Annotated in this window: 22 protein-coding genes and 1 pseudogene; 12 read left to right on the forward strand and 11 right to left on the reverse strand. The window is 51.7% G+C overall.

Features of this window, described 5'->3' with window-relative positions:
* Positions 1 to 203 precede the first annotated feature (203 nt).
* The 3 genes from HMPREF2907_RS08015 to HMPREF2907_RS08025 form a co-directional block, all read right to left on the reverse strand.
* Positions 204 to 443, reverse strand: coding sequence for a putative hemolysin (locus tag HMPREF2907_RS08015; protein ID WP_070681950.1), 240 nt, complete (start codon positions 441 to 443; stop codon positions 204 to 206).
* 97 nt (positions 444 to 540) lie between these two features.
* Positions 541 to 1308 carry a M48 family metallopeptidase gene (locus HMPREF2907_RS08020; RefSeq protein ID WP_070681991.1) on the reverse strand — a complete coding sequence of 256 codons (768 nt, stop codon included), beginning with the start codon at positions 1306 to 1308 and terminating at the stop codon, positions 541 to 543.
* Between the two features lie 140 nt (positions 1309 to 1448).
* Entirely contained in the window at positions 1449 to 2342 is an 894-nt protein-coding gene (locus HMPREF2907_RS08025) for a serine hydrolase (protein WP_372338587.1), read from the reverse strand.
* A 368-nt stretch (positions 2343 to 2710) separates the two neighbouring features.
* Here HMPREF2907_RS08025 and clpX point away from each other — a divergent pair, with 368 nt between their 5' ends.
* Complete coding sequence (gene clpX / locus HMPREF2907_RS08030; protein WP_070681953.1) at positions 2711 to 3979, forward strand: ATP-dependent Clp protease ATP-binding subunit ClpX; 1269 nt, start codon at positions 2711 to 2713, stop codon at positions 3977 to 3979.
* Positions 3980 to 4212: 233 nt separating this feature from the next.
* Entirely contained in the window at positions 4213 to 6798 is a 2586-nt protein-coding gene (gene acnB, locus HMPREF2907_RS08035; RefSeq protein WP_070681956.1) for a bifunctional aconitate hydratase 2/2-methylisocitrate dehydratase, read from the forward strand.
* A gap of 142 nt (positions 6799 to 6940) precedes the next feature.
* Here the strand turns inward: acnB and HMPREF2907_RS08040 are convergent, their stop codons facing one another.
* A complete protein-coding gene (locus HMPREF2907_RS08040; RefSeq protein WP_070681993.1) occupies positions 6941 to 7813 on the reverse strand; it encodes a chorismate mutase in 873 nt (290 codons plus the stop codon).
* A gap of 169 nt (positions 7814 to 7982) precedes the next feature.
* Between HMPREF2907_RS08040 and HMPREF2907_RS08045 the strand changes: the two genes are divergently transcribed.
* Positions 7983 to 10115 (forward strand): AsmA family protein, encoded by a 2133-nt coding sequence (locus tag HMPREF2907_RS08045; protein WP_070681996.1) that lies wholly within the window; start codon positions 7983 to 7985, stop codon positions 10113 to 10115.
* A 65-nt stretch (positions 10116 to 10180) separates the two neighbouring features.
* On the opposite strand, the gene gap is transcribed toward HMPREF2907_RS08045, so the two are convergent.
* Entirely contained in the window at positions 10181 to 11212 is a 1032-nt protein-coding gene (gene gap / locus HMPREF2907_RS08050; RefSeq protein ID WP_070681959.1) for a type I glyceraldehyde-3-phosphate dehydrogenase, read from the reverse strand.
* Between the two features lie 200 nt (positions 11213 to 11412).
* On the opposite strand from gap, the gene HMPREF2907_RS08055 reads away from it, so the two are divergent.
* The 4 genes from HMPREF2907_RS08055 (at position 11413) to murU (ending at position 14043) form a co-directional block, all read left to right on the forward strand.
* On the forward strand, positions 11413 to 11931 hold the full coding sequence (locus HMPREF2907_RS08055; protein ID WP_070681962.1) for a protein disulfide oxidoreductase: 519 nt from the start codon (positions 11413 to 11415) through the stop codon (positions 11929 to 11931).
* A 341-nt stretch (positions 11932 to 12272) separates the two neighbouring features.
* On the forward strand, positions 12273 to 12710 hold the full coding sequence (gene hpaR / locus HMPREF2907_RS08060) for a homoprotocatechuate degradation operon regulator HpaR (RefSeq protein WP_003743527.1): 438 nt from the start codon (positions 12273 to 12275) through the stop codon (positions 12708 to 12710).
* Positions 12711 to 12722: 12 nt separating this feature from the next.
* Positions 12723 to 13223 (forward strand): 4-hydroxyphenylacetate 3-monooxygenase, reductase component, encoded by a 501-nt coding sequence (gene hpaC, locus HMPREF2907_RS08065; protein ID WP_070681965.1) that lies wholly within the window; start codon positions 12723 to 12725, stop codon positions 13221 to 13223.
* A gap of 124 nt (positions 13224 to 13347) precedes the next feature.
* The gene (gene murU / locus HMPREF2907_RS08070; RefSeq protein ID WP_070681968.1) at positions 13348 to 14043 is read left to right on the forward strand and encodes an N-acetylmuramate alpha-1-phosphate uridylyltransferase MurU; all 696 of its coding nucleotides are present in this window, start codon (positions 13348 to 13350) and stop codon (positions 14041 to 14043) included.
* A gap of 20 nt (positions 14044 to 14063) precedes the next feature.
* On the opposite strand, the pseudogene HMPREF2907_RS13270 reads toward murU, so the two are convergent.
* The 4 genes and pseudogenes from HMPREF2907_RS13270 to cyaY form a co-directional block, all read right to left on the reverse strand.
* Positions 14064 to 14172: pseudogene (locus tag HMPREF2907_RS13270) on the reverse strand (IS5/IS1182 family transposase); the annotation flags it as partial.
* Positions 14173 to 14225: 53 nt separating this feature from the next.
* Positions 14226 to 15125, reverse strand: coding sequence for an EamA family transporter RarD (rarD, locus tag HMPREF2907_RS08075; protein ID WP_070681971.1), 900 nt, complete (start codon positions 15123 to 15125; stop codon positions 14226 to 14228).
* 213 nt (positions 15126 to 15338) lie between these two features.
* A complete protein-coding gene (gene luxS, locus HMPREF2907_RS08080; RefSeq protein ID WP_009312521.1) occupies positions 15339 to 15845 on the reverse strand; it encodes an S-ribosylhomocysteine lyase in 507 nt (168 codons plus the stop codon).
* A gap of 54 nt (positions 15846 to 15899) precedes the next feature.
* A complete protein-coding gene (gene cyaY / locus HMPREF2907_RS08085; protein ID WP_070459616.1) occupies positions 15900 to 16223 on the reverse strand; it encodes an iron donor protein CyaY in 324 nt (107 codons plus the stop codon).
* A gap of 70 nt (positions 16224 to 16293) precedes the next feature.
* Between cyaY and lptM the strand changes: the two genes are divergently transcribed.
* The 3 genes from lptM to rfbC are packed head-to-tail and all read left to right on the forward strand — an operon-like array spanning position 16294 to position 18284.
* Complete coding sequence (gene lptM, locus HMPREF2907_RS08090) at positions 16294 to 16464, forward strand: LPS translocon maturation chaperone LptM (protein ID WP_003779494.1); 171 nt, start codon at positions 16294 to 16296, stop codon at positions 16462 to 16464.
* A gap of 11 nt (positions 16465 to 16475) precedes the next feature.
* The gene (gene lysA, locus HMPREF2907_RS08095; RefSeq protein ID WP_070681974.1) at positions 16476 to 17696 is read left to right on the forward strand and encodes a diaminopimelate decarboxylase; all 1221 of its coding nucleotides are present in this window, start codon (positions 16476 to 16478) and stop codon (positions 17694 to 17696) included.
* Positions 17697 to 17744: 48 nt separating this feature from the next.
* Complete coding sequence (gene rfbC / locus HMPREF2907_RS08100; RefSeq protein WP_070493272.1) at positions 17745 to 18284, forward strand: dTDP-4-dehydrorhamnose 3,5-epimerase; 540 nt, start codon at positions 17745 to 17747, stop codon at positions 18282 to 18284.
* Between the two features lie 449 nt (positions 18285 to 18733).
* Here rfbC and HMPREF2907_RS08105 read toward each other — a convergent pair whose 3' ends face one another.
* Complete coding sequence (locus HMPREF2907_RS08105) at positions 18734 to 20299, reverse strand: SulP family inorganic anion transporter (RefSeq protein ID WP_070681978.1); 1566 nt, start codon at positions 20297 to 20299, stop codon at positions 18734 to 18736.
* 119 nt (positions 20300 to 20418) lie between these two features.
* A complete protein-coding gene (locus tag HMPREF2907_RS08110) occupies positions 20419 to 21093 on the reverse strand; it encodes a carbonic anhydrase (protein WP_070681982.1) in 675 nt (224 codons plus the stop codon).
* Positions 21094 to 21472: 379 nt separating this feature from the next.
* Between HMPREF2907_RS08110 and HMPREF2907_RS08115 the strand changes: the two genes are divergently transcribed.
* On the forward strand, positions 21473 to 22714 hold the full coding sequence (locus HMPREF2907_RS08115; protein ID WP_070681985.1) for an aromatic amino acid transporter: 1242 nt from the start codon (positions 21473 to 21475) through the stop codon (positions 22712 to 22714).
* 249 nt (positions 22715 to 22963) lie between these two features.
* Positions 22964 to 24466, forward strand: coding sequence for a phosphate acetyltransferase (pta, locus tag HMPREF2907_RS08120; RefSeq protein WP_070681988.1), 1503 nt, complete (start codon positions 22964 to 22966; stop codon positions 24464 to 24466).
* Positions 24467 to 24551: the final 85 nt, after the last annotated feature.

The following is a 24551-nucleotide window of genomic DNA, read 5'->3' on the forward strand; positions in this document are numbered from 1 at the left end:
TCCGGGGAGGATTAAGGGGGTATTTGGGTAAAATCAGGAGTAATTAGGAGCGGAAATACACGAAAACCTGTGTTTGGGTTTCGGCTGTTGGGGGAAAGGCTTTTTTGCAAAGGTCTCTGCAGGAGTGGATCCTATATTTTTAATCCACATATAAAAAAGTCGTCTGAAAATATGTTTCAGACGACTTTTTTAACTCTTTCTGCTTATTTATTATGTTGACGGAAATACGCCCACTCCTCCACAACAATACCGTCAGGCAGATGGCACATTCCATACTCTCCGCCATCCTTGTCTTTTTTGATTTCCAACTTACCGCCCTGCTTCACACAAAATTCTGAAGCCGGATTGGGCATACCGGTCATCGGTACACTTTCTTTCTCAAGAGCATTGCAAGCTGCCAAAGTAGTTACAGCCGCGAGGCTTAAAATAATCGGCTTAATCACATGTTTTCCTTTTACTATCCAAATATCTCTATTAATTGGATACTCGGTTTTCAGACGACCTCTAAAACAGTTTGAAAATATCCATCAACACAAAATATCAGCGTTTATTTTGGTGATAAACGGGCATAACTTCCGGCAACATCCTTCGTATTGCTTCGATACGGGTATTGTTGGCGGGATGGGTTGACAAGATGGCAACCTGACTGCCGCCTTGCGCCCTATTCATTTTTTCCCATACGCTGATTGCCGCCTGCGGATTGTAACCTGCCTGAGCCATCAGGCGGACGCCTCCCGCATCTGCCTCACTTTCCTGATGACGCGAAAAAGGTTTGGTTGCCAATAAATCTGTTCCGACGCCGACCAAATTCCCGTCCAAACCGACGGCACCTGCCAAAATAGAACCACCCAAGTCGGTCAATACCTGACCTCCGATGGCTTTTTTGCTGTGTTCGAGCAGCGCATGCGTCATTTCATGCCCGATGACTGCGGCGATTTCATCATCCGTCAGTTGCAAACGTTCGACCATGCCGGTATATACCGCCATTTTTCCGCCCGGCATCGCCCAAGCATTCAACTCGTTGTTGCGGATAACGTTCATCTGCCAATTAAAAGGTATGCCGGTACGGTTGGCGCGGTTGGCATACGGAACCAGTCGGGAAAACACCCGATGAACACGCTGCGCCGTCGGAGAGCTGACATCCAGCGCATTTTGGCTGCGCGCTTTTTGTACAACCTGCGTATAGTTTCGCTCGGCTCCCTCATTCAAAGCAGCCGTATCGTATCCCACCATATCGGCGACGGAAGTACAGCCCGCCAACGCCGCAACCCCGAACCATAATCCGTACTTTTTACTGATTTTATTCATTTTATTGATTTTATTCATTTCAAAAATTCCTTGATGCCTGACAAAAGATTGAAATCAAAACCGTACAAAACGCCTTCCGTTTTCACCCACTGACCGTAAAATAAAATGCCGCCTGATTTTCAGACGGCATAACAAATATTTCAAGAGCGGCGCTGCAACATCCACGATTCGATCTTACGCGCGTCGTTTACGCGGGTTGTCGAGGTTGGCGAATTCAGCAATACGATGGTAATCGGTTGGTTTTGAACATTTGCCTTAACCACCATCGAGCGTCCTGCTTCGCGGATATAACCGGTTTTCTGAAGCTCGATGTTCCAGCTGCCTTCGCGGACGAGGGCGTTGGAGTTTTTATAGTTTTGGCGGCCGTTTGCCGTCCAAACCGAGCCGTAGTTGGAGGTCGAGTTTTTGCGGATAAGCGGATATTTGCTTGCCGCGGCGACCATACGGTTCAAATCGTTGGCGGTTGATACGTTTTGGAAATTTAGGCCGGTAGGTTCGTAGAAACGGCTGCTATACATGCCAAGACTTTGCGCTTTGGCATTCATGGCAGCAACAAACGCCGACATACCGCCCGGATAGGTGCGGCCCAGCGCGTGGGTTGCGCGGTTTTCGCTGCTCATCAGGCTCAGGTGCAGCAATTCGCCGCGCGTCAGTGTTGTGCCGACTGCAAGGCGGCTGCCTGTACCCTTCAAGCGGTCGATTTCATCGGCAGTAATGGTAATGGGCTCGTTCATATCCAACCGTGCGTCCAAAACGACCATTGCGCTCATCAGTTTGGAAATGGACGCAATCGGCATCACGCGATCTGCGTTTTTCTGATACAGGATTTCACCTGTTTTGTTGTTGAAAATCAAAGCAGCCTGCGATGTCAAAAGCGGCCCCGCCATCATCGCCTGAGCCTCGATTTTTTGTGCGTGGCTTAATGCGAAAGCTTCCATCGGGTCATTTTGGGTTGGAAAATTTTGTTCCAAAAATTGACCCAAAACGTCCATATCGTCTGCAGCGGCAGGGGCGGCGGCTACAGTCAACGCCATACCCAAACAGGCTGCACTCAGGGTTTTATAAAATTTCATAACCGACATACTTCAACCAGTAGAATTTAAGACAATTGAATTATTAAAGGGGATATTTTGCTTAAAATACAACAAAATGTAAAGTTTAATATGGCTTTTTTGCGTTTGTTTGCATCTTTTTCCCAAATTGGAAACAATCTTAAGGATGGGAAATTGTGGCGTGTTGCCACGCGTCGGAGGGTCGTCTGAAAACCTTACGCCCAACAGCTTGCCATACGGTATTTGATAAACCTTAAGATACTGATTATACTTACCGACTTTGCCGAAAACCGTTCCCGCAACATTCGGATGACGGTTTGCCGATATTGCTTGAAAACAGAAGATAAATTATGACTGAAGAAAAACGCTCCTGCTCGTTTTGCGGAAAATCCGAGCATGAAGTCAAAAACCTGATTGAAGGCGAAAACGCTTTTATCTGTAACGAATGTGTAGAAACTTGCGGCGTGATGCTGCAAAGTTCAGACGACCTCTCCGCAGAGAAATCTGCAACGGATGCGTCCCATCCGAATAACAAGCTGCCCACGCCTGCCGAAATCGTCGCCAACCTCAACGATCACGTTATCGGTCAGGAACAAGCCAAGAAAGCCTTGGCGGTGTCGGTGTACAACCATTACAAACGCCTGCGCCACCCTAAAGCCAACGGCAACGTCGAATTGTCGAAATCCAACATCCTGCTTATCGGTCCGACCGGTTCGGGTAAAACGCTGTTGGCGCAGTCCTTGGCGCGCAAACTGGACGTACCGTTCGTCATGGCGGATGCGACCACGCTAACCGAGGCGGGTTACGTCGGTGAAGACGTTGAGCAAATCATTACCAAGCTTTTAGGTAAATGCGATTTTGATGTTGAAAAAGCCCAGCGCGGCATCGTCTATATCGACGAAATCGACAAAATCTCCCGTAAAAGCGACAACCCGTCGATTACCCGCGACGTATCCGGTGAAGGCGTGCAACAAGCCTTGCTGAAACTGATTGAAGGTACGGTTGCCAGCGTTCCACCCCAAGGCGGCCGCAAACATCCGAATCAGGAATTTATCAACGTCGACACGACCAACATCCTGTTTATCTGCGGCGGCGCGTTTGCAGGCTTGGAAAAAGTGATCCGTCAGCGTACTGAAAAAGGCGGTATCGGTTTCGGCGCATCCGTTCACAGTAAGGACGAAAATGCCGACATTACCGGATTGTTTGAAATCGTTGAACCTGAAGACTTGATTAAATTCGGTTTGATTCCCGAGTTAATCGGCCGTCTGCCCGTTATCGCTACGCTGGCGGAATTGGATGAAGATGCATTGGTCAACATTTTGACCGAGCCGAAAAATGCCTTGGTGAAACAATATCAAACCCTGTTCGGCATGGAAAATGTCGAATTGGAATTTGAAGAAGAAGCCTTGCGCAGCATCGCCCGTCAGGCAATGGAACGTAAAACCGGCGCGCGCGGCCTGCGCTCCATCGTTGAACGTTGCCTGTTGGATACCATGTATCAACTGCCTGATTTGAAAGGCGTAACCAAAGTTGTCATCGGTAAAAACGTCATTGAGAAAGGCGAACAGCCCAAGCTCTTACGCAAAGATGGAAGCGAATATCAGGCAAACGCCCGGTAAAAGAACGAATCGACTATACCGATAAAATATAAAAGGTCGTCTGAAACTCTGTTTTCAGACGACCTTTTTTCAAAATAATTTATTTCAATAGCAAGCATCTATTACAGCCGATAACATAAATATTCCAATTTTTGCCAAACTGGTCTATGATAACGAAAAGAATTATTTACAATTCTTTGATTACAAATCATTTGCAACGGTCAGAAGAAAAAACAGAAAAAAGGAACAAAGAGATGTTAGAAGCCTATCGCAAAGCCGCCTCCGAGCGCGCTGCCCTCGGTATCCCGCCCCTCCCTTTGAACGCGCAGCAAACCGCCGATCTGGTTGAGCTGCTGAAAAACCCGCCCGCAGGCGAAGGCGGGTTCTTGGTTCAACTGCTCGCCCACCGTGTGCCGCCCGGTGTGGACGATGCCGCCAAAGTCAAAGCCTCATTCCTGGCTGCCGTTGCCGAAGGCAGCGCATCCAGCCCTCTGATTCCCCCCGAATATGCGACCGAACTCTTAGGTACGATGCTCGGCGGTTACAATATTCACGCCTTAATCGAACTTTTAGACGACGACAAACTCGCGCCCATTGCCGCCAAAGGTTTGAAACATACGCTTCTGATGTTCGATTCTTTCCACGACGTTCAGGAAAAAGCCGAGAAAGGCAACAAATACGCGCAGGAAGTTTTGCAATCTTGGGCAGATGCCGAATGGTTCACCTCACGCGCCAAAGTTCCCGAAAAAATCACCGTTACCGTCTTCAAAGTTGACGGCGAAACCAATACAGACGACCTTTCTCCCGCGCCTGACGCGTGGAGCCGTCCCGACATTCCGCTGCACGCGCTGGCGATGCTGAAAAACCCGCGCGACGGCATCACGCCCGACAAACCGGGCGAAGTCGGTCCGATTAAATTGTTGGAAGAACTCAAAGCCAAAGGTCATCCCGTTGCCTATGTCGGCGACGTGGTCGGTACCGGTTCTTCACGCAAATCCGCCACCAACTCCGTCATTTGGCATACCGGCGAAGACATTCCGTTCGTACCGAACAAACGTTTCGGCGGTGTATGCTTGGGCGGCAAAATCGCGCCGATTTTCTTCAATACTCAAGAAGACTCCGGCGCGCTGCCGATTGAAGTCGATGTTTCCGCGCTGAAAATGGGCGATGTCGTCGATATCCTGCCTTATGAAGGCAAAATCGTGAAAAACGGCGAAACCGTTGCCGAGTTTGAATTGAAATCACAAGTATTGCTGGACGAAGTACAAGCCGGCGGCCGTATCAATCTGATTATCGGCCGCGGTCTGACTGCCAAAGCACGCGAAGCCTTGAAACTGCCTGCTTCCACCGAATTCCGTCTGCCACAAGCACCTGCCGAAAGCAACGCGGGCTTTACTCTGGCACAAAAAATAGTCGGTCGTGCATGCGGTCTGCCCGAAGGACAAGGCGTACGCCCGGGTACTTACTGCGAGCCGCGCATGACGACGGTCGGCTCGCAAGACACTACCGGCCCGATGACCCGCGACGAGTTGAAAGACTTGGCTTGTTTGGGCTTCTCCGCCGATATGGTGATGCAGTCTTTCTGTCACACTGCCGCTTATCCGAAACCTGTCGATGTCAGAACCCATAAAGAACTGCCTGCCTTTATTTCCACCCGTGGCGGCGTATCTCTGCGTCCGGGCGACGGCATTATCCACTCATGGCTCAACCGTCTGCTGCTGCCTGATACCGTCGGCACCGGCGGCGACAGCCACACCCGTTTCCCCATCGGTATTTCCTTTCCCGCAGGTTCCGGATTGGTGGCTTTCGCAGCAGCCACCGGAGTTATGCCGCTCGATATGCCAGAGTCTGTATTGGTACGCTTCAGCGGCAGGCTGCAACCCGGCGTAACCCTGCGCGACTTAGTGAACGCCATTCCGCTTTACGCGATTAAACAAGGCTTGCTCACTGTTGCAAAAGCCGGTAAGAAAAACATCTTCTCCGGCCGTATCCTTGAAATCGAAGGTCTGCCTGATTTGAAAGTGGAACAAGCTTTTGAATTGACCGACGCATCCGCCGAACGCTCCGCCGCCGGCTGTACCGTGAAGCTTAATAAAGAGCCGATTATCGAGTACATGAAATCCAACGTAGTGTTGATGAAAAACATGATTGCCAACGGCTATCAAGACTCCCGTACTTTGGAACGCCGCATCAAAGCCATGGAAAAATGGCTGGCAAATCCGGAGCTGCTCGAAGCGGATAAAGACGCCGAATACGCTGCCGTGATTGAAATCAACATGGACGACATCAAAGAGCCGATTATTGCCTGCCCGAATGACCCCGACGACGTATGCTTCATGTCCGAACGCTCCGGCACCAAAATCGACGAAGTGTTCATCGGTTCGTGCATGACCAACATCGGCCACTTCCGCGCCGCTTCCAAACTCTTGGAAGACAACAGCGACATCCCTGTACGCCTGTGGGTTGCGCCTCCAACCAAAATGGACGCGAAAGAGTTGTCCGACGAAGGCCACTACGGCGTATTTGGCCGTGCAGGCGCACGTATGGAAATGCCGGGCTGTTCATTGTGTATGGGTAACCAAGCACGAGTACACGAAGGCGCAACCGTCATGTCCACTTCGACTCGTAACTTCCCGAACCGCTTGGGTAAAAACACCTTCGTTTACCTCGGATCGGCTGAGTTGGCCGCGATTTGCTCGAAACTGGGTAAAATTCCGACCGTTGAAGAATATCGCGCCAATATCGACATCATTAACGAGCAAGGTGAAAAAATTTACCGCTACATGAACTTCAACGAAATCGACAGCTACAACGAAGTAGCCGAGACCGTGAATGTTTAACAGGTAGGTAAAGCAGTTTCAGACGACCCCTCAGGGCTCATCCCGTGAAGTCGTCTGAAAACAAAAAAACAGAACAGTTTTCGCTGTTCTGTTTTTTTGTTTTCAAGTCAATCACCATATCCCCTACTGCCTGATATATCTCCTACCCGCTGATAATCCCGTTCACACCTGCTGCCGCTGCCAAACGATACAATATTTCCTGAGGCATATCGTTGTGCCACAGACGGGTAATATTGGCGATAACCGGAAGACGGCACACTTTCCTGACCCGAACGATGGCATCGACATCCAAACGGTAGGCATGTTCCGGCTCAAAACTGAGCGTCCCGGCTTCACCGAGCATAATGTGGCTGTTGCCGCGCAAAGCGATATGTTCTGCCGCCACCAACCAATCATCAACACGATGATGCTTGTCTTTACACAACACTACCGGCGTATTCAGACGACCTACCTCATCCAAAAGCGTCCGATTGGTCATCATACTGCCGCCCAAATACAAAATATCCGCACCGGCAGACAAGGCCTCATCTATCTGGCGAACATCACGGATGCGGACAATGACGGGCTTGCCTGTTTTCTGCAAATCAGAAATTTCCCGAACAATCGCCCGAACCCGTAAGTTTTCACGCTGCTCGTCCACTTTTTCATAAGGGCGTGCAGGAAGGTAAAACGGATCGACAAATACTGCATCCGCCTCTTCCGCCCTATCCGTATCGGCAGTAATATCCAACCGCTTCACTCCGCCGAATATCACACCCCGTATAACAATCCTGCCGTCTTCTTCGTCTGCCTCTCGGCTGATAATTTTCCAGTCGTTCAATACCCGGACGACGCGTTCCACATCGGGCAAACGTTCCAATTCATTCGGACGGAACACCCGCTCATCACCAACCGCACCGATAATCGTCCGCTCTTCCCCCCGAGAGACATGCTCTTTCAAGCCCTTATTACGGATAAAACCGATTACTCCCTCTACCGACTCCTGAGAAGCATTCTTACCCATCACAATAATCATCATATATCTCCTGAAACAGACGACAATATTAGCATACTACCGCTTTCAGACGACCTGCCCGCTACAAGGCCTACCACTCACACCTTACATTTACCCTTAATCCCCTATCCGCATTATCCCAAATGTCATGTGTTATACTTTCAGCCATGTTACCTTATTGCCTTTACGCATGAAAAATCCTCTGCTAAATTCAGGAAAATTTTGGCTGAAAACAGTCGTAACTGCGGTCATATTGCTTGTTTGTACCGCAGCCGCCCTGTATGCATCGGTTTATACTCTATTTCCGCTCGAACGAATCGAAGCTTCTATTCAAAACACCTTCAGCACAACAGGACGGAATATCCGCTTCAGCAGCGACATCCGCCGAAGCTGGTTTCCACGTCCTACCGTTACCCTAAAAAACGTTACCATTACCCAACCTCAAAGCAACCAAACTGCCTTACATATCAAAGAGACCCATATCGGTTTGGGCTGGAGCAGCCTGTGGAACGATCACCCGGTCATCGAAAAATGGGTTATTACAGGTGCAGATGCCGTGTTATCGCGCACCGAGGACGGAAAATGGAACCTGCAAGACCTGTTACATCCTTCCCACCCTACCTCTTTAAACCGTTTGATTATAGAAAACAGCTCTCTGCATATGAACATCGCAGGGCAAACACATATTATCGACAATTTTTATCTAAACATCCGCAACAACGGGGCTGACGGCCGTCCCTTCAAAATCAACGGCAGCCTGCGCCGCTCAAATCAACCCATCCAATGGCAGGGTAGCGGCGTGCTCAATGCCTCTGAAAACGGTTGGCGCATTCCCAATCTACTTTGGGAAGCATCTGTTGCTGAAAAAGAAAGCAAACTGTCCGTTGATGGAAGCGGTACATGGACATGGTCGTCTGAAAACGACTCACTAAAAGCAGATAATCTCAGCATACGCACGGATAATCCCGCCCAAAATTTTCACCTGACCGCGCAAATTCCCCGTTTATCCCTTAAAAACAACGTATTGAATATCCCATCGCTCAATGGTGCATTTACAGCAGGCAAGCCGGAAAGCCAATGGAACGGATCGTTCAAACTAGACAAAGCAGGCATCCGCACCAGCATTGCCACATTGGATAACTTTGAATTCAACGCCAGCCACAAAAATGCCGTCCATCAGACCAATTTAACCCTGACAGGCCCTCTGCTGTGGCAGCAAAACAAAGGATTGCAATCATCTTCAATCAATCTGACCACATTGCAGGATACGGTCAACCGCCTACCCAATCCTCGCTTTATCAGCCAATTAACCGGCTCATTTAACTGGAACGGCAAAGAAAACTGGCAAGGGGATTTCAAAGGCACATTCGACCGCCAGCCCCTTGCTCTTGTCTTCAAATATCAACCAACGGAAGGAGAATCTCCTCTTTTGGAAGCCGGGATTGCCCTGCAAAAACTCTCATTGCTCCCCTATTGGGATGATATACAGGCAAACTCCGGATCAGGCTACCCTGCAATCCTCAACAACGGCCCAATCCCAAGAATTGATGCCAGTATCAAAATCGGCAATATCCAAATACCCGGCCTGCAACTGGACAATATCGAAACCCTGCTGAATGCCGACAAAGAACATATCACCCTAAGCCATTTTAAAGCGGGTCTCTACGGTGGTCAGACAGAAGGCGGTATCAGTATGGCAAACACAACTCCGCCTACCTACCATCTCCAACAAGATGCCCAAAACGTACAAATCCGACCATTGTTGCAAGATTTGTTCGGTTTCCACAGCTTCAGCGGCAACGGAGATGCCGTCATCGATTTGACGGCACGTGGCGACAATCGCAAGCAACTCATCCAATCCCTACAAGGGATGCTGACCCTCAATATTTTGGATGGGGCATGGAAAGGTATAGATATAAATAACATCCTCAAAAACGGTATTTCCGCACAACAATCCAGCGGCGAGCATGTTCAAACCCCTTTCCACCGTTTTACCCTCAATAGCGAAATAGACAAGGGCATCAGCCACCACATCAATACCGAATTGTTTTCCGAACATTTGCACATAGTCAGCAACGGCTACACCGATCTGAATACGCAAGAACTATCCGAGAACCTACTTATCCGTAACACACTCAATCCTTCCGCCAAACCCATACCGATCAAAATACGGGGCAATGTCGCTAATCCGTCCGTTACACTCGACTACAACCGTATTACCCACGGACTGAACAATCCCAAAGAAAAACAAAAAGCATTGGAACAAACATTGCGCGAGCAATGGCATTGGCTCAATCCGGAACGAAAACAAGCAGATAAATAAAAAAGGTCGTCTGAAAATCCAATCATGGTTTTCAGACGACCTTTTGGCATCTTCGACAATCCGTTTTATTCAAACGGGCGCACTTCCAAACCGAACATACGACGGGCAGTGTTCAGCATTTGGCAGCTGAAGCCCCACTCGTTGTCGTACCAGGCGAACACTTTAACCATGTTGCCGTCGGTTACTTTGGTCAACGTTGCGTCAAAGGTACTGGCTTGGGTGGTGTGGTTAAAGTCCATAGACACCAGCGGCAGTGTATTGTAGCCCAAAACGCCTTTCAGACGACCTTCTTCTGAGGCGGCCTTCATCAGTGCATTGATTTCTTCGACACTCGTATCGCGCGCGGCTTGGAAGCTCAAGTCCACCAATGAAACATTGACGGTCGGCACGCGGATGGCGAGGCCGTCGAGCTTGCCTTTCAGCTCGGGCAAGACCAAACCGACGGCTTTCGCCGCGCCGGTTTTGGTCGGAATCATGTTTTCCACGCCGCTGCGGGCGCGGCGCAAGTCTTTGTGGCGCACGTCGGTCACGGTTTGGTCGTTGGTCAGGGCGTGAATGGTGGTCATCGCACCTTTGACGATGCCGATGTTTTCGCTCAATACTTTGGCAACGGGGGCAAGGCAGTTGGTGGTGCAGGAAGCATTGGAGATGACGGTCATATCGTCGGTGATGATGTCGTCGTTCACACCGTAAACGATGGTCGCGTCAACATCAGCCTCGCCCGGTGCGGAAATCAGCACTTTTTTCGCGCCGCTTTCGAGATGGGCATTGGCTTTGGATTTGCCGGTGAACGAGCCGGTGCATTCCATCACCAATTCCACGCCCAAGTCGCGCCAGGGCAGTTCGGCAGGGTTGCGGGTGGAGAAGAACGGGATTTTGCGGCCGTTGATGATGAGGTGGGTCGCATCGTGGGAAATGTCGGCATTAAAGCGGCCGTGGACGGTATCGAATTTGGTCAGATGGGCGTTGGTTTCGAGGCTGCCGCTGGCGTTGACGGCGACGACTTCAAGTTGGTCTTGCAGGTTGTAATCGTAGATGGCGCGTAATACTTGGCGGCCGATGCGGCCATATCCGTTAATGGCGACTTTAATGCCCATGGTTTTTCCTCTGTTACGGTTGGATAAAGGTTTGCGACCCGAATTATATCAAAAATGTAGTTTGATGTAATTAATGTTTTATCAATCCAGTTATACCTTTCCCATCATCCGTTTTTTCAGACGACCCATTAGGTAATTTTATGAAATATTGCATCAAAACAAAGTATCATCCCCTTTTTTCCTCTCCTCATCCCTCAAAAATGAAACGCCTGCCATCACGCATCAAATCACTCTCCTTATCCTTTTTACAGGCAATAGTCATTTTCGCCTTCTTATCGGCCGTTGCTGATTGGTGGCGCAAACCCGAACCGCCCGTGCAAATGTCGTCCGAACCGCTGCACCTGCTTTCAGGAGAAACGCTGACACCTGCCTTACTTAGTGCAAACCGTATCGCCGTCCTTTATGTATGGGGAGACTGGTGCCATATTTGCGCCTATACCTCGCCTACCGTTTCCCGGCTTGCCGAAGACGGCATTCCTGTTGTCGGTATTGCCCTGCACTCCGGTGCGGATGAGCATATCCGTACCTATATGTCGGAAAAACATCTTGACTTTCCTACAGTCAACGACAACGACGGACGCTTGGCGCAAAAATGGAAAGTTTCCGTTACCCCGAGCATTATCTTGATTAAAAACGGAAAAATGGTTCACTTTACCTCAGGAATCAACACTTATTGGGGATTGCGCACCAGAATTTTCATATCGGATCTGTTCTATTAATGCTATCCTGTTAAATCCTTTAATATATAAAGAACTCAAATCCTGCGCAGTACATGACCCTGCGGAGTAAATATTCGTTTATTGAAAAAATAAACCGCCCCTTGCCAGCGCAACTGATGATTTTGTTGAGGTTATGTCAAAAATAGACTAATATACAAACATAAGAAAATACGGAACATTACTATCAAAACAAACTTACGGAATGTTATCTGATTTTTGGTTTGATACTTTTGCTCCCACGCATCCGCCGCTTTCACAGGGCTCTTATAATGACAATACAGCCTTTACAAATCTGCCTCACGCTTCAAAGGTTTGTTTATCGGTAACAACGGAGACCCCTCATGCCCAACCAATCCAAACATGCGTCAATTAACATCGGCCTGATTCAAGCGCGGGAAGCGTTGATGACCCAATTCCGTCCTATTCTGAACCAAGCCAATATCACCGACCAGCAATGGCGAATCATCCGCCTGCTTGCCGAAAACGGCACATTGGACTTTCAAGACCTTGCTAATCAAGCATGCATCCTGCGCCCCAGCCTGACCGGCATTTTGACCCGCTTGGAAAAAGCAGGCCTCGTCGTGCGTCTGAAGCCGTCCAACGACCAACGCCGCGTCTATTTGAAGCTGACAAACGAAGGAGAAAAACTTTTCGAATCCATCGGCGCGCAAGTGGACGAACGTTACGATGCCATTGAGCAAGTGCTTTCCAAAGAAAAAATGCTCGAACTCAAAGAGCTGCTGACGGCGCTGTCGAAAATCGAACAGCACCTGAAATAAAAAGCACGACGAATGACAGATTCGGCACACACACTCAAGCATCCGTTCAGGGATGCCATGGCATCCTGCGCCGCAGGCGTACACGTCATCACGACCGATGGAGAATCCGGCCGTTACGGTATTACCATGACTGCCGTTACCCCCGTTACCGACGAACCGCCGACCATTATGCTCTGCATCAACCGCAAGGCGGCAATTATTCCGATTCTTCAGACCAACCGCGACTTGTGCATCAATACCCTGTCCGAAAGCCAACAGGACATCGCAGAACACTTTGCCGGCCTGACCGGGCTTTCCCCTGAAGAACGCTTTGCCTACCATATTTGGAACAGGGGCGAAACCGGGCAACTTGAAGTCGAAGACGCACTGGCGCATCTGCACGGACGTATCGTTTCACAACACGAAATCGGGACGCATTTTATCTTTTACGTCGAAATCAACGAAATCAAAAATTCCGGCACACATCCTCCGGCTTTATTGTATTTCCGACGGCAATTCAAATCTTTGGAATAAAGCTCCCCAAGCTCGCAAGGTCGTCTGAAACCATCAGGTTTCATTTTCAGACGACCTTGAATCAGCCTCCCCAATTCCGACAGACTGCCCATCATTTCATTATCCAAACTTATCCATCCCCCCCATGAAAGCAATGATACTTGCCGCGGGACGCGGCGAACGGATGCGCCCGCTGACCGACCATACCCCCAAACCCCTGCTGCAAGTCGGCAGCGAACCCTTAATCGGCTGGCACTTACGTCGTCTGAAAACCGCAGGCTTTACCGAAATCGTCATCAATCACGCCTGGCTCGGCGAACAAATCGAAACCACGCTCGGCGACGGCTCGCAATACGGCGTACGCATCGCCTATTCCCCTGAAAAAGCAGGCGGCTTGGAAACCGCAGGCGGCATTGCCACTGCCCTGCCCCTGCTTGGCGACGCACCATTCCTCGTTGTCAATGGCGACGTACTGACCGACATCGACTTTTCCAAAGCCCGACAGGACGCCGAAGCATTGATGCATTCAGACAAACTTGCCTGCCTATGGCTGGTTGACAACCCGCCGCACAATCCCGACGGAGACTTCGCCTTGCTTGCCAACGGCTTAGCCTCTTCAGACAAATCAGCAGGCGAAGCCTTGACTTTCAGCGGCGTAGGCGTTTACCGCCCCGAACTCTTCCGCGATACACCGCCGCACCGGCCGGCCAAACTCGCCCCCCTCCTGCGCCAAGCAATGAACGAAGGAAAGGTTGACGCGCAAAAACACAACGGCCTTTGGTTGGATGTCGGAACGGTAGAGCGGCTGAACGAAGCAACCCAAATCGTACAAAACTGGTAATCCTTCATCATGATTTCAAAATATAGTGGATTAACTTTAAACCAGTACGGCGTTGCCTCGCCCTTACCGTACTATCTGTACTGTCTGCGGCTTCGTCGCCTTGTCCTGATTTAAAGTTAATCCACTATAAAAAGGTCGTCTGAAACCCGTTTCCAAGTTTTCAGACGACCTTTTATTGTCCTTTATCTTTTATCAACCGCTTTCTGTCTTGCCTTGATCCACCCGTTTGCCATCATCAGGCACAAACCCGACCAAATCAAACCATAGCTGATTAAAGCCCCGGGTTGCAAAGGCTCTCCCAAAAACGTTACCGATACGGCAAACAGCAAAACAGGCTCCAAATAACTCATCATGCCGAAGACAGCGACGGGCAATAATTGATTTGCCTTCAGGTTCAAATGCATGGCTACCGCGCTGTTTATTCCCAGCAATACCACAAACCCCGCCAATACGGGCATATCGGCAATTAAACCTAACGTATCCGTAAAAAATACGATATACACCAGCGCACACGGCGCAATCACCATCAAATCCAGCGTCAGCCCGACCAAGGGCGGCACGCCCAACCTGCGCCGCAGCAGGTAATAAACAGGATAAGTGCCGAACACCCACACCGTCGCCCACGAGAACGCCCCCATCCGCAGCCATTCCCACGCCACGCCGGCACACGCCAGCATGACCGCCGCCGTTTGCAGGCGGTTGAGGCGTTCTTTAAACCAAATCCGCCCGCACAACATCATAGCCAGCGGAAACAGAAAATAGCCCATCGCCACATTCACGCCCTCTCCGTTGACGGGCGACCAGACAAACAGCCACAACTGGCTCGCAAAAATAGGGGTGGGCAGGAAAATCAACAGCCAGCGTTTCCAATCCCGGCCGACGCCGCGTATAAATCTGTCTGCCGCCTGCCAGCCGCCCACCATCCCCATCAGGACGAACAAAGCCGCCAGCATCGCCACCATACGCCAAGCGAAGACTTCCGTCCCCGTCATCGGCTTCATCCAAATTCCGTATAGAAACAGCACGACAAACAAAATATTGGACAATGCCGCCGCAATCAGACCTTTCGACAAATCCGTCATTTCAGACGACCTTACGCAACGAATAAAAGGTGTATTGTAGAATACCCTTATAGGAACTTTCCGTATTTATCTTGTTCTCGTATTTTATTTTTTAGTTTTGAAATATATTTTTCTGCTTAAACAAACCGACAGCGGAATATCACACCCCCAAACCTAAAGGTCGTCTGAAATCCGGTTTCCCGTTTTCAGACGACCTTTTTTCAAGCATATCGTTTAAACGTTCAGCAAACTTTCATCCAGCGTCAGCTCTTCGTTTTTATTCACCGCCACTTTGCGCGTCAGGACGTTTTGCGCGATTTCCTGCGCTTCGGCGAGCGAGTGCATCAGATAAGTGCCGCATTGGTATTCGTTCAACTCGGGGATTTTGCTTTGGTCTTTGACATTGACCACATCCTGCATCGAAGCGAGCCATGCGTCGGCGACCTGCTGCTCGTCGGGCGTACCGATGAGGCTCATGTAGAAACCGGTGCGGCAGCCCATCGGGGAAATGTCGATGATTTCGACGCCGTTGCCGTTCAAGTGGTCGCGCATAAAGCCTGCGAACAAATGCTCCAGCGTGTGGATGCCTTTTTCGGACAGGATTTCTTTGTTGGGCACGCAAAAGCGCAGGTCGAATACGGTAATGGTGTCGCCTTTGGGCGTGGTCATGGTTTTCGCCACACGCACGGCGGGGGCATGCATACGGGTGTGGTCGACTTTGAAACTGTCTAACAGGGGCATTGGGTTATCCTTTTGAGTAAATGTTTTGGGTGTGAGATGGGCTTCTGAGTCCGATCACAATTCGGCAATTTCCACCGCTTCGCCCGAAGCCGCGCTCAGGGCTTCGTTCAAAACATCGTAGAAATCGCGGCTGTCGCGCGTTGCCAGCCATTTGCCGTTTTGCTCGGCGAAATGGTAGCCGCCGCTTTTTGCGGCAATCCACAATTCTTGGTTTGGCGTGTGGCGGTTGACGATGATTTGCGTGCCGTCTGCCGCTTCGATGGTCAGGACGTTTCCGGCAAACTGGCAGTCGAAATCCCAGCCGTTTTCGTCGATTTGGTCTTCGATGTGTTCGAACAATTCTTCGCTCATGCGGATGAATTCGCTTTCGGTCATCATGGCTTTTTGTGTGTTTTTTGTTTAAGATACCGAATCTTGCCACATTCGCGCTTATGAAGGAAGTTTACCGATGAAATACAGCGTATTTTTTGCGGCGGCAACCGCCCTCCTGCTTTCAGCCTGCGGTTACAAAGGCGACCTATACCTGCCCAAAGAAGGCGACAAGGCGCGTTTCGGCGTGGTCCAAACCGGCCTGAAAATCCATTCTTCCAAAGAACCTACCAATCAAACCAACGATTAAGCCTCACCAACATGACCCTGCATTGCGAACAAGTCCCCTACTCCCGCCTTGCCGAAGAATTCGGCACACCGCTTTATGTGTACAGCCAATCCGCGCTAACCGAAGCATTTGAAAACTACCAAACCGCGTTTGCCGCGCTTTCCCCGCTCGTCTGCTACGCCGTCAAGGCCAACGGCAATCTGAGCATCATCAAACACTTCGCCTCGCTGGGCAGCGGTTTCGACATCGTCTCCGGCGGCGAATTGGCGCGCGTTTTGGCGGCGGGCGGCGACGCGGCGAAAACCATATTTTCAGGCGTGGGCAAAAGTGAAGCGGAAATCGAGTTCGCGCTTCATGCCGGCGTGAAATGCTTCAATATGGAAAGCATCCCCGAAATCGACCGCATTCAAAAGGTTGCCGAACGCTTGGGCAAAACCGCCCCCGTCTCCCTGCGCGTCAACCCCGATGTCGATGCCAAAACCCATCCCTACATCTCCACAGGCCTGAAAGCCAACAAATTCGGCATTGCCTACGCCGACGCGCTCGAAGCCTACCGCCACGCCGCCCGCCAAAGTCACCTCAAAATCATCGGCATCGACTGCCACATCGGTTCGCAACTGACCGACTTAAGCCCGCTCATCGAAGCCTGCGAGCGCATTTTGATTTTGGTGGATCAGTTGGCTGATGAAGGCATCGTTTTAGAACATTTAGACTTAGGCGGCGGCGTCGGCATCGTTTATCAAGACGAAACCGTCCCCGATTTGGGCGCGTATGCCCAAGCGGTTCAAAAACTGATCGGCACACGTCGTCTGAAACTCATCCTCGAACCCGGCCGCAGCTTGGTCGGCAACGCAGGCTCGCTTCTCGCGCGTGTCGAGTTCGTCAAATACGGCGAAGAGAAAAACTTCGTCATGGTCGATGCCGCCATGAACGACCTCATGCGCCCCGCTCTCTATGACGCCTATCACCATATCGAAGCGGTAGAGCAAAAAAACATCCCGCCGCTGACCGCCAACATCGTCGGCCCGATTTGCGAAACCGGCGACTTCCTCGGCAAAGACCGCACCATCGCCTGCGAAGAAGGCGATTTGCTGGTTATCCGCAGCGCAGGCGCATACGGCGCCAGCATGGCAAGCAATTACAACGCGCGCAACCGGGCGGCGGAAGTCTTGGTGGACGGCAACGAATACCGGCTTATCCGCCGACGCGAAACCTTAGAACAGCAAATGGCAAACGAAATGGCTTGTTTGTAACATTCCGTCCGTTTTCAGACGACCTGTCCCATACTTTGAGAATACTTCATGAAAATCATCGATACCACCCTACCCGACGTCAAACTTTTAGAACCCCAAGTCTTCGGCGACGCGCGAGGTTTCTTCATGGAAACCTTCCGCGACGAATGGTTTAAGGCCAACGTCTGCGACCGCACCTTCGTACAGGAAAACCATTCCAAATCAGGCAAAGGCGTATTGCGCGGCCTGCATTACCAAACCGAAAACACACAAGGCAAACTCGTGCGCGTCGTTGTCGGCGAAGTGTTTGACGTTGCTGTCGATATGCGCAAAGACTCGCCTACTTTCGGCAAATGGGCGGGTGAAATCCTGTCGGCGGAAAACAAACGCCAGCTTTGGGTACCCGAAGGTTTCGCACACGGCTTTTACGTTTTGAGCGATGAAGCCGAATTCGTTTACAAATGCACGGATTATTACAACCCGAAAGCCGAACATTCGCTGATTTGGAACGACCCGACCGTCGGCATCGAATGGCCGTTGCAAGGCGAACCCAACCTGTCGCACAAAGACTTGGCGGGTAAAATTTTGGCTGAGGCAGTCACGTTCTAAATTACCATTGTCAAATCCGTCAAAAATGCAAGGTCGTCTGAAAACTTGAAATAAGGTTTTCAGACGACCTCTTTCCGTTACGGCAACCTTATCCCTTCCCCCGTCCGGCGGCGGAAGGTTAGGATGCGGGTGGCTTGCGGATATACGGCATAAAGGGCAAGAGCCACCCTCTCCCCAACCCTCTCCCGCCGGACGGGAGAGGGAGCGAATTCTCGTGGGCAAAGCCCACGCTACGGTTATCCCATAAACCAACACAACAATTCCCGCTATGGGCTTTTCACCGACTTTGAGCGTTGCCCAACAGCGTAGCGTGGGCTTTGCCCGCGAATCCTATCGTATTGAAGCGATAATGGATTTATAGTGTCGAAATACAAAAAGGTCGTCTGAAAATCCCCAAAACAGGTTTTTCAGACGACCTTTTTCTTCTCCTACTCATTCCAACCCGACTTCTAAATACTCGCGCTATGCCCTACCCGCACATGGCTATGATGGTCGCGACCTTCGTGATCGTAGTCGGATTTGAAGCCTTTGAGTACGACGTCTATGTCGTTTTCTTTGGCGAAGACGTTGGCGAAGTCTTCAATCAGTTCCAATACGTCGCCGGCGATGTAGGACGAGCGTTCGGCGTTGATGGTTACTTTGGAACCCGGACGGATGTTTTTCAGGGTTTTCTTGATGGCGGCTTTATTCAGGAACGAGACCTCTTCCGCCAGCTCCAAGCTGATTTCGTCGGCTTCGGCGAGTTCTTCGCGGCTGAGGTAGTAGGCGCGTTTCATGTTGCCCTGAAGGATGAAGATGATGCTGATGGCCAGCCCGATGCCGACGCCTTTGAGCAGGTCGAGCGCGACGACTGCGGCGAGAGTGGCGGCGAATGGGATGAACTGGTACAGCCCTTTATGCCAGAAATGCAGGAGGATGGCGGGTTTCGCCAGTTTGTAGCCCACCAGCAGCAAGACGGCGGCGAGGGTGGACAGGGGGATCATGTTGAGGATAAAGGGAATCGCCAAAACGCACACCAGCAACAGGACGCCGTGGATAACGGCAGACAGTTTGTGCGTCGCGCCTGCATTGGCGTTGGCGGACGAGCGCACGACGACTGAGGTAATGGGCAGGCCGCCGATGAGCGAGCTGACGATGTTGCCTGCGCCCTGCGCGCGCAATTCGCGGTTGGTGTCGGTGATGCGGCGATGGGTGTCGAGGCGGTCGGCGGCTTCGATGCAGAGCAGGGTTTCAATCGAGGCGACGATGGCGATGGTGATGCCGGTCATCCAGACGTAGCTGTTGCCGAAACCTGAAAAATTGGGCAGCGTGAGCATAGCTGCGGCTTCGCGCCATGTGTCGGGAACGGGCAGTTGGACGAGTTGTCCGGCGGGAATGGCAAGGCTGCTGCCGCTGGCGACAAACCATTGGTTCATCAGTATCCCCGCGCCCACGGCAACCAGCGCGGCGGGCAGGGCTTTGATGTTTTTCAGCGCGGGGATTTTGTCCCATACGATTAGGATCGCCATCGATACGCCCGCTACCAAAAGGGAACCTGTGTGGATGTCAGCGAACAGGGCGGCGGGGTCGGCGAGGCTGCCGTTGCTGCCCAAGGCAAACGGAATCTGTTTCATGATGATAATCACGCCGATGCCCGCCAACATGCCTTCAATAACGGACACGGGGATGTATTCGGCAAGGCTGCCGGCGCGGATGAAGCCGAGCAAAAGCTGGATGGCACCGGCGATTAAACCTGCGCACAGAAACAGCTCAAACGAACCGAGTTCGGTAATGGCGGCAAGGATAATCGCCGCCAAGCCCGCGGCAGGGCCGGAAACGCTGATATGCGAGGTACTGAGTGAACCGATGACGATGCCGCCGACGATGCCCGCCAACACGCCGGACAACGGCGGCGCGCCGGAAGCAAACGCGATGCCGAGGCACAACGGCAGGGCGACGAGGAAGACGACCAGTCCGGAAGCGAAATTGGACTTAAACAGGCTGCCCAAAGCTTGTTTTTTCTGATGGGGTTTCATGGTGAGGGGTACTCCTGATGTGTGTGTGTTTTTGTATTTGATGGGATTGGGGCAAATCAAGGTCGTCTGAAAAATCAGGACGCTTGTTCAAACTGCTTTTCAGACGACCTCCGAGCCTATCAACCCGCTTTCTTGCGCGCGTTGACCACCCATTCGGAATCGGTAAGGTCGTAGATTTTTTGGATGTCGGCGAGGATGTTTTTGAAGTCGATGTTCAAATCGATGAGGCGGCCGGTACGCAGGTCGAAGACCCAGCCGTGCACGATCGGATAGCCGTCGAGCAGGTAACGTTCCTGCACGCACGCCATTTTGATGACGTTGAGGCACTGTTCCTGCACGTTCAATTCGACCAGGCGGTCGTAGCGCAGGTGTCCGTCCTCAATCGCGTCCAGTTCTTCCTGATGCAGGCGGTACACGTCGCGGATGTTGCTCAACCACGGATTCATCGTGCCGAAATCTTCGGGCAGCATCGCCGCTTTGATGCCGCCGCAGTTGTAGTGGCCGCAGATGATGATGTGTTTGACTTTCAAATGCGAGACGGCGTATTCGATGGCAGAGGCGGCATTCATGTCCAAACCGTGCACAAGGTTGGCGACGTTGCGGTGCACGAACACGTCGCCCGGCTCAAACCCCATCAGCTCTTCCGCCGCAACGCGGCTGTCGGAGCAGCCGATGTAGAGGTATTCGGGATTTTGTCCGTCGGCGAGGTCTTTGAAGTAATCGGGGCATTGCTGCCTCTTCGTTTCCTGCCATTTGCGGTTGTTTTCAAAAATGACTTCGTATGCTTGGCTCATGCGGCTTCCTTTCTGCTTGATGTGTCGTCTGTTTTTTTGTTACCGCACCCTGTTTCGGATGCGGCCTCTGTAAGGGTTGCGCATTCTAGGAAGGCAAAATTAGAGAAAAATTAGCCATAAAATGCCGTATAAATATGTAAATTCGGCATTTTCAAGCAAAAGGTCGTCTGAAAACCCTTTTTAAACCCAATCAGACAAAAAAAGGAGAAAACGCAGTTTCTCCTTATCTTTCAAAAATTAAATCGTTTTTATCCACGCGTCGCCGCCCCGCCCGAAAAGTTCCCTACTGTCTGCCATTCTCCGTAATTTTCAGACGACCTCCTTACCAATCCTTACACTTTACGGCATAATGGCGGACTGTTTTTCCGAGGAGAATTCCATGTCCGTCAAAACCCCGTCGCTATTCGGCGGCGCCATGATTATCGCCGGTACGGTCATCGGCGCAGGCATGCTTGCCAACCCGACCGCCACCTCCGGCGTCTGGTTTACAGGCTCGCTTATTGTGTTGCTCTACACTTGGTTTTCCATGCTTTCCAGCGGTCTGATGATCCTTGAAGTCAACACCCACTATCCGCACGGCGCCAGCTTCGACACCATGGTCAAAGACCTGCTCGGACCGACTTGGAACGCCATCAACGGCATTGCCGTCGCCTTCGTTTTATATTTACTTACCTACGCCTACATCTTCGTCGGCGGCGACTTGACCGCCAAAGGGCTGGGCAGCGCGGTAGGCAGCGACGTTTCGCTCACCGTCGGACAGCTTGTCTTCTTCGGCATCCTCGCCTTTTGCGTGTGGGCGTCGGCACGGCTGGTCGACCGCTTCACCAGCGTCCTCATCGGCGGCATGGTGCTGACCTTCATTTGGGCGACCGGCGGGCTGATTGCCGATGCCAAACTGCCCGTCCTCTTCGACACACAAGCCCCCGCAGGCACGAGCTACTGGATTTACATCTCCGCCGCCCTGCCCGTCTGCCTCGCCTCCTTCGGCTTCCACGGCAACGTCTCTAGCCTGCTCAAATACTTTAAAGGCGATGCGCCCAAAGTCGCCAAATCCATTTGGGCAGGTACGCTGGTCGCGCTGGTGATTTACGTCCTGTGGCAAGTCGCCATCCAAGGCAACTTGCCGCGCAGCGAGTTCGCCCCCGTGATTGCCGCCGAAGGGCAAGTCTCCGTCCTCATCGAAACACTGTCCAAATTCGCCCAAACCGGCAGCATGGACAAAGTGTTGACCCTCTTCTCCTACATGGCGATTGCCACTTCCTTCCTCGGCGTAACGCTCGGCCTCTTTGACTACATCGCCGACATCTTCAAATGGAACGACAGCGTGTCCGGCCGTACCAAAACCGCCGCCCTTACCTTCCTGCCGCCCCTGATTTTCTGTCTGTTGTATCCAACAGGCTTCGTTACTGCCATAGGCTACGTCGGTCTGGCGGCAACCATTTGGACCGGCATCATCCCCGCCATGCTGCTCTACCGTTCGCGCCAAAAATTCGGCGCAGGCAAAAACTACAAGGTTTACGGCGGATTCGGGCTGATGGTTTGGGTTTTCCTCTTCGGCGTCATCAACATCGCCGCGCAGGTATTGAGCCAGCTCGAACTCGTCCCCGTGTTCAAAGGCTGACAACCCAACCGCACAAGAGGTCGTCTGAAAACCCCATCAAAGGTTTTTTCAGACGACCTTTTCTATATTTTGCACAGACAGTATCAGCCCCTTAAAAATCCATTGCATTTTCGCTCAATCCATTAACATTTAACCTTGTTGGAAACACAGTTTGTTTGTTAGTATTAAGCCATTGCCGTTACATCCGCATCACGGCGGCGACGGACAACCTCCAAGACGGACAACCTCCAAATAGAAAGGACACATATCATGGCTAAATTATTGGTCGCTCCGGTATCCGCCGGTTTGGACGTGGCAGCAGCAAGCAAAGCCTTTGCCCAAGCTTTGGGCGCGCAAGTTTTCCAACCGCTCGACGCATCCGCCGAAACCCTGTTGGCGCAAGGCAAAAGCGACGACTGGTTTGACGCTGTGGTCGGCAAAGCCGTCGCACTCAATACCGACAATCTTGTTATCGAAGGTATCGCCCCCGATGCGGACAAACTCTTCCTCTCCGGCAAAAACGTCGAGCTGGCGCTGTCTTTGGATGCAGGCGTAGTCTTGGCATTGCAATCCGACAATGCCGACGCAGCCGAAGCGGCACACCGAATCAACCTTGCCAAACAGCTTTACACCAACTCTCCGGGCCTCTTGGAAGGCTTCATTATTGAAGGCGCGGCAGCATCCGTGGGCGAAGAAGTTGCCCGTCTGACCGGACTGACGTTCTACGGTTCAAGCAGCGCGCTCAAAGACGTATCTGTTTTGGCAAAACGCGAAGCATCCCGCCTTTCTCCCGCCCAATTCCGTTACAACCTGATTGATTTTGCCCGTAAAGCCGATATGCGCATCGTCCTGCCCGAAGGTGCAGAACCGCGTACCGTCGCCGCAGCCGCCATCTGCCACGAAAAAGGCATTGCCCGCTGCGTCTTGCTTGCCAAACGAGAAGAAGTTGAAGCCGTTGCCAAAGAACGCGGCATCAGCCTGCCTGACTCATTGGAAATCATCGATCCCGCTACATTAGTAGAACAATACGTCGAGCCGATGTGCGAATTGCGCAAATCCAAAGGTCTGACCCCTGAAGATGCCCGCAAACAACTGCAAGACACCGTTGTCCTCGGCACCATGATGATGGCGCAAAACGACGTGGACGGCTTGGTATCCGGCGCCGTTCATACTACCGCCAACACCATCCGCCCTGCCTTGCAGCTGATTAAAACCGCACCGGGCGCCAGCCTCGTGTCCAGCGTATTCTTCATGCTGCTGCCCAACCAAGTCCTCGTCTTCGGCGACTGCGCGGTCAACCCGAATCCGACACCCGAACAGCTTGCCGATATCGCCATCCAATCCGCCGATACCGCCAAAGCCTTCGGTATTCCGCCAAAAGTTGCCATGATTTCTTACTCTACCATCAACTCAGGCAGCGGCCCTGATGTCGATGCCGTGATTGAAGCGACCAAACTGGCGAAAGAAAAACGCCCGGACTTGGAAATCGACGGCCCGCTGCAATACGATGCGGCAACCGTGCCTGAAATCGGCAAAACCAAAGCCCCTGAAAGCACCGTCGCCGGTCAGGCAACCGTCCTGATTTTCCCAAACCTCAACACCGGCAACTGCACCTACAAAGCCGTACAACGCAGCGCCAACGTCCTGAGCGTCGGCCCTCTGTTGCAAGGTTTGCGTAAACCGGTCAACGACCTCTCCCGCGGCGCATTGGTAGAAGACATCGTCTTCACCATCGCCCTGACAGCGGTTCAGGCAAAACAAATGGCAAACTGATTACTTGAATTTTTAAAGTAAACAAAGGTCGTCTGAAAAACTGAACTGCACCCCCAAAGTTGGACACATCCCCTCCAACTCACAA

The sequence above is a fragment of the Neisseria sp. HMSC055H02 genome (assembly GCF_001813335.1).
Taxonomy (GTDB): domain Bacteria; phylum Pseudomonadota; class Gammaproteobacteria; order Burkholderiales; family Neisseriaceae; genus Neisseria; species Neisseria sicca_C.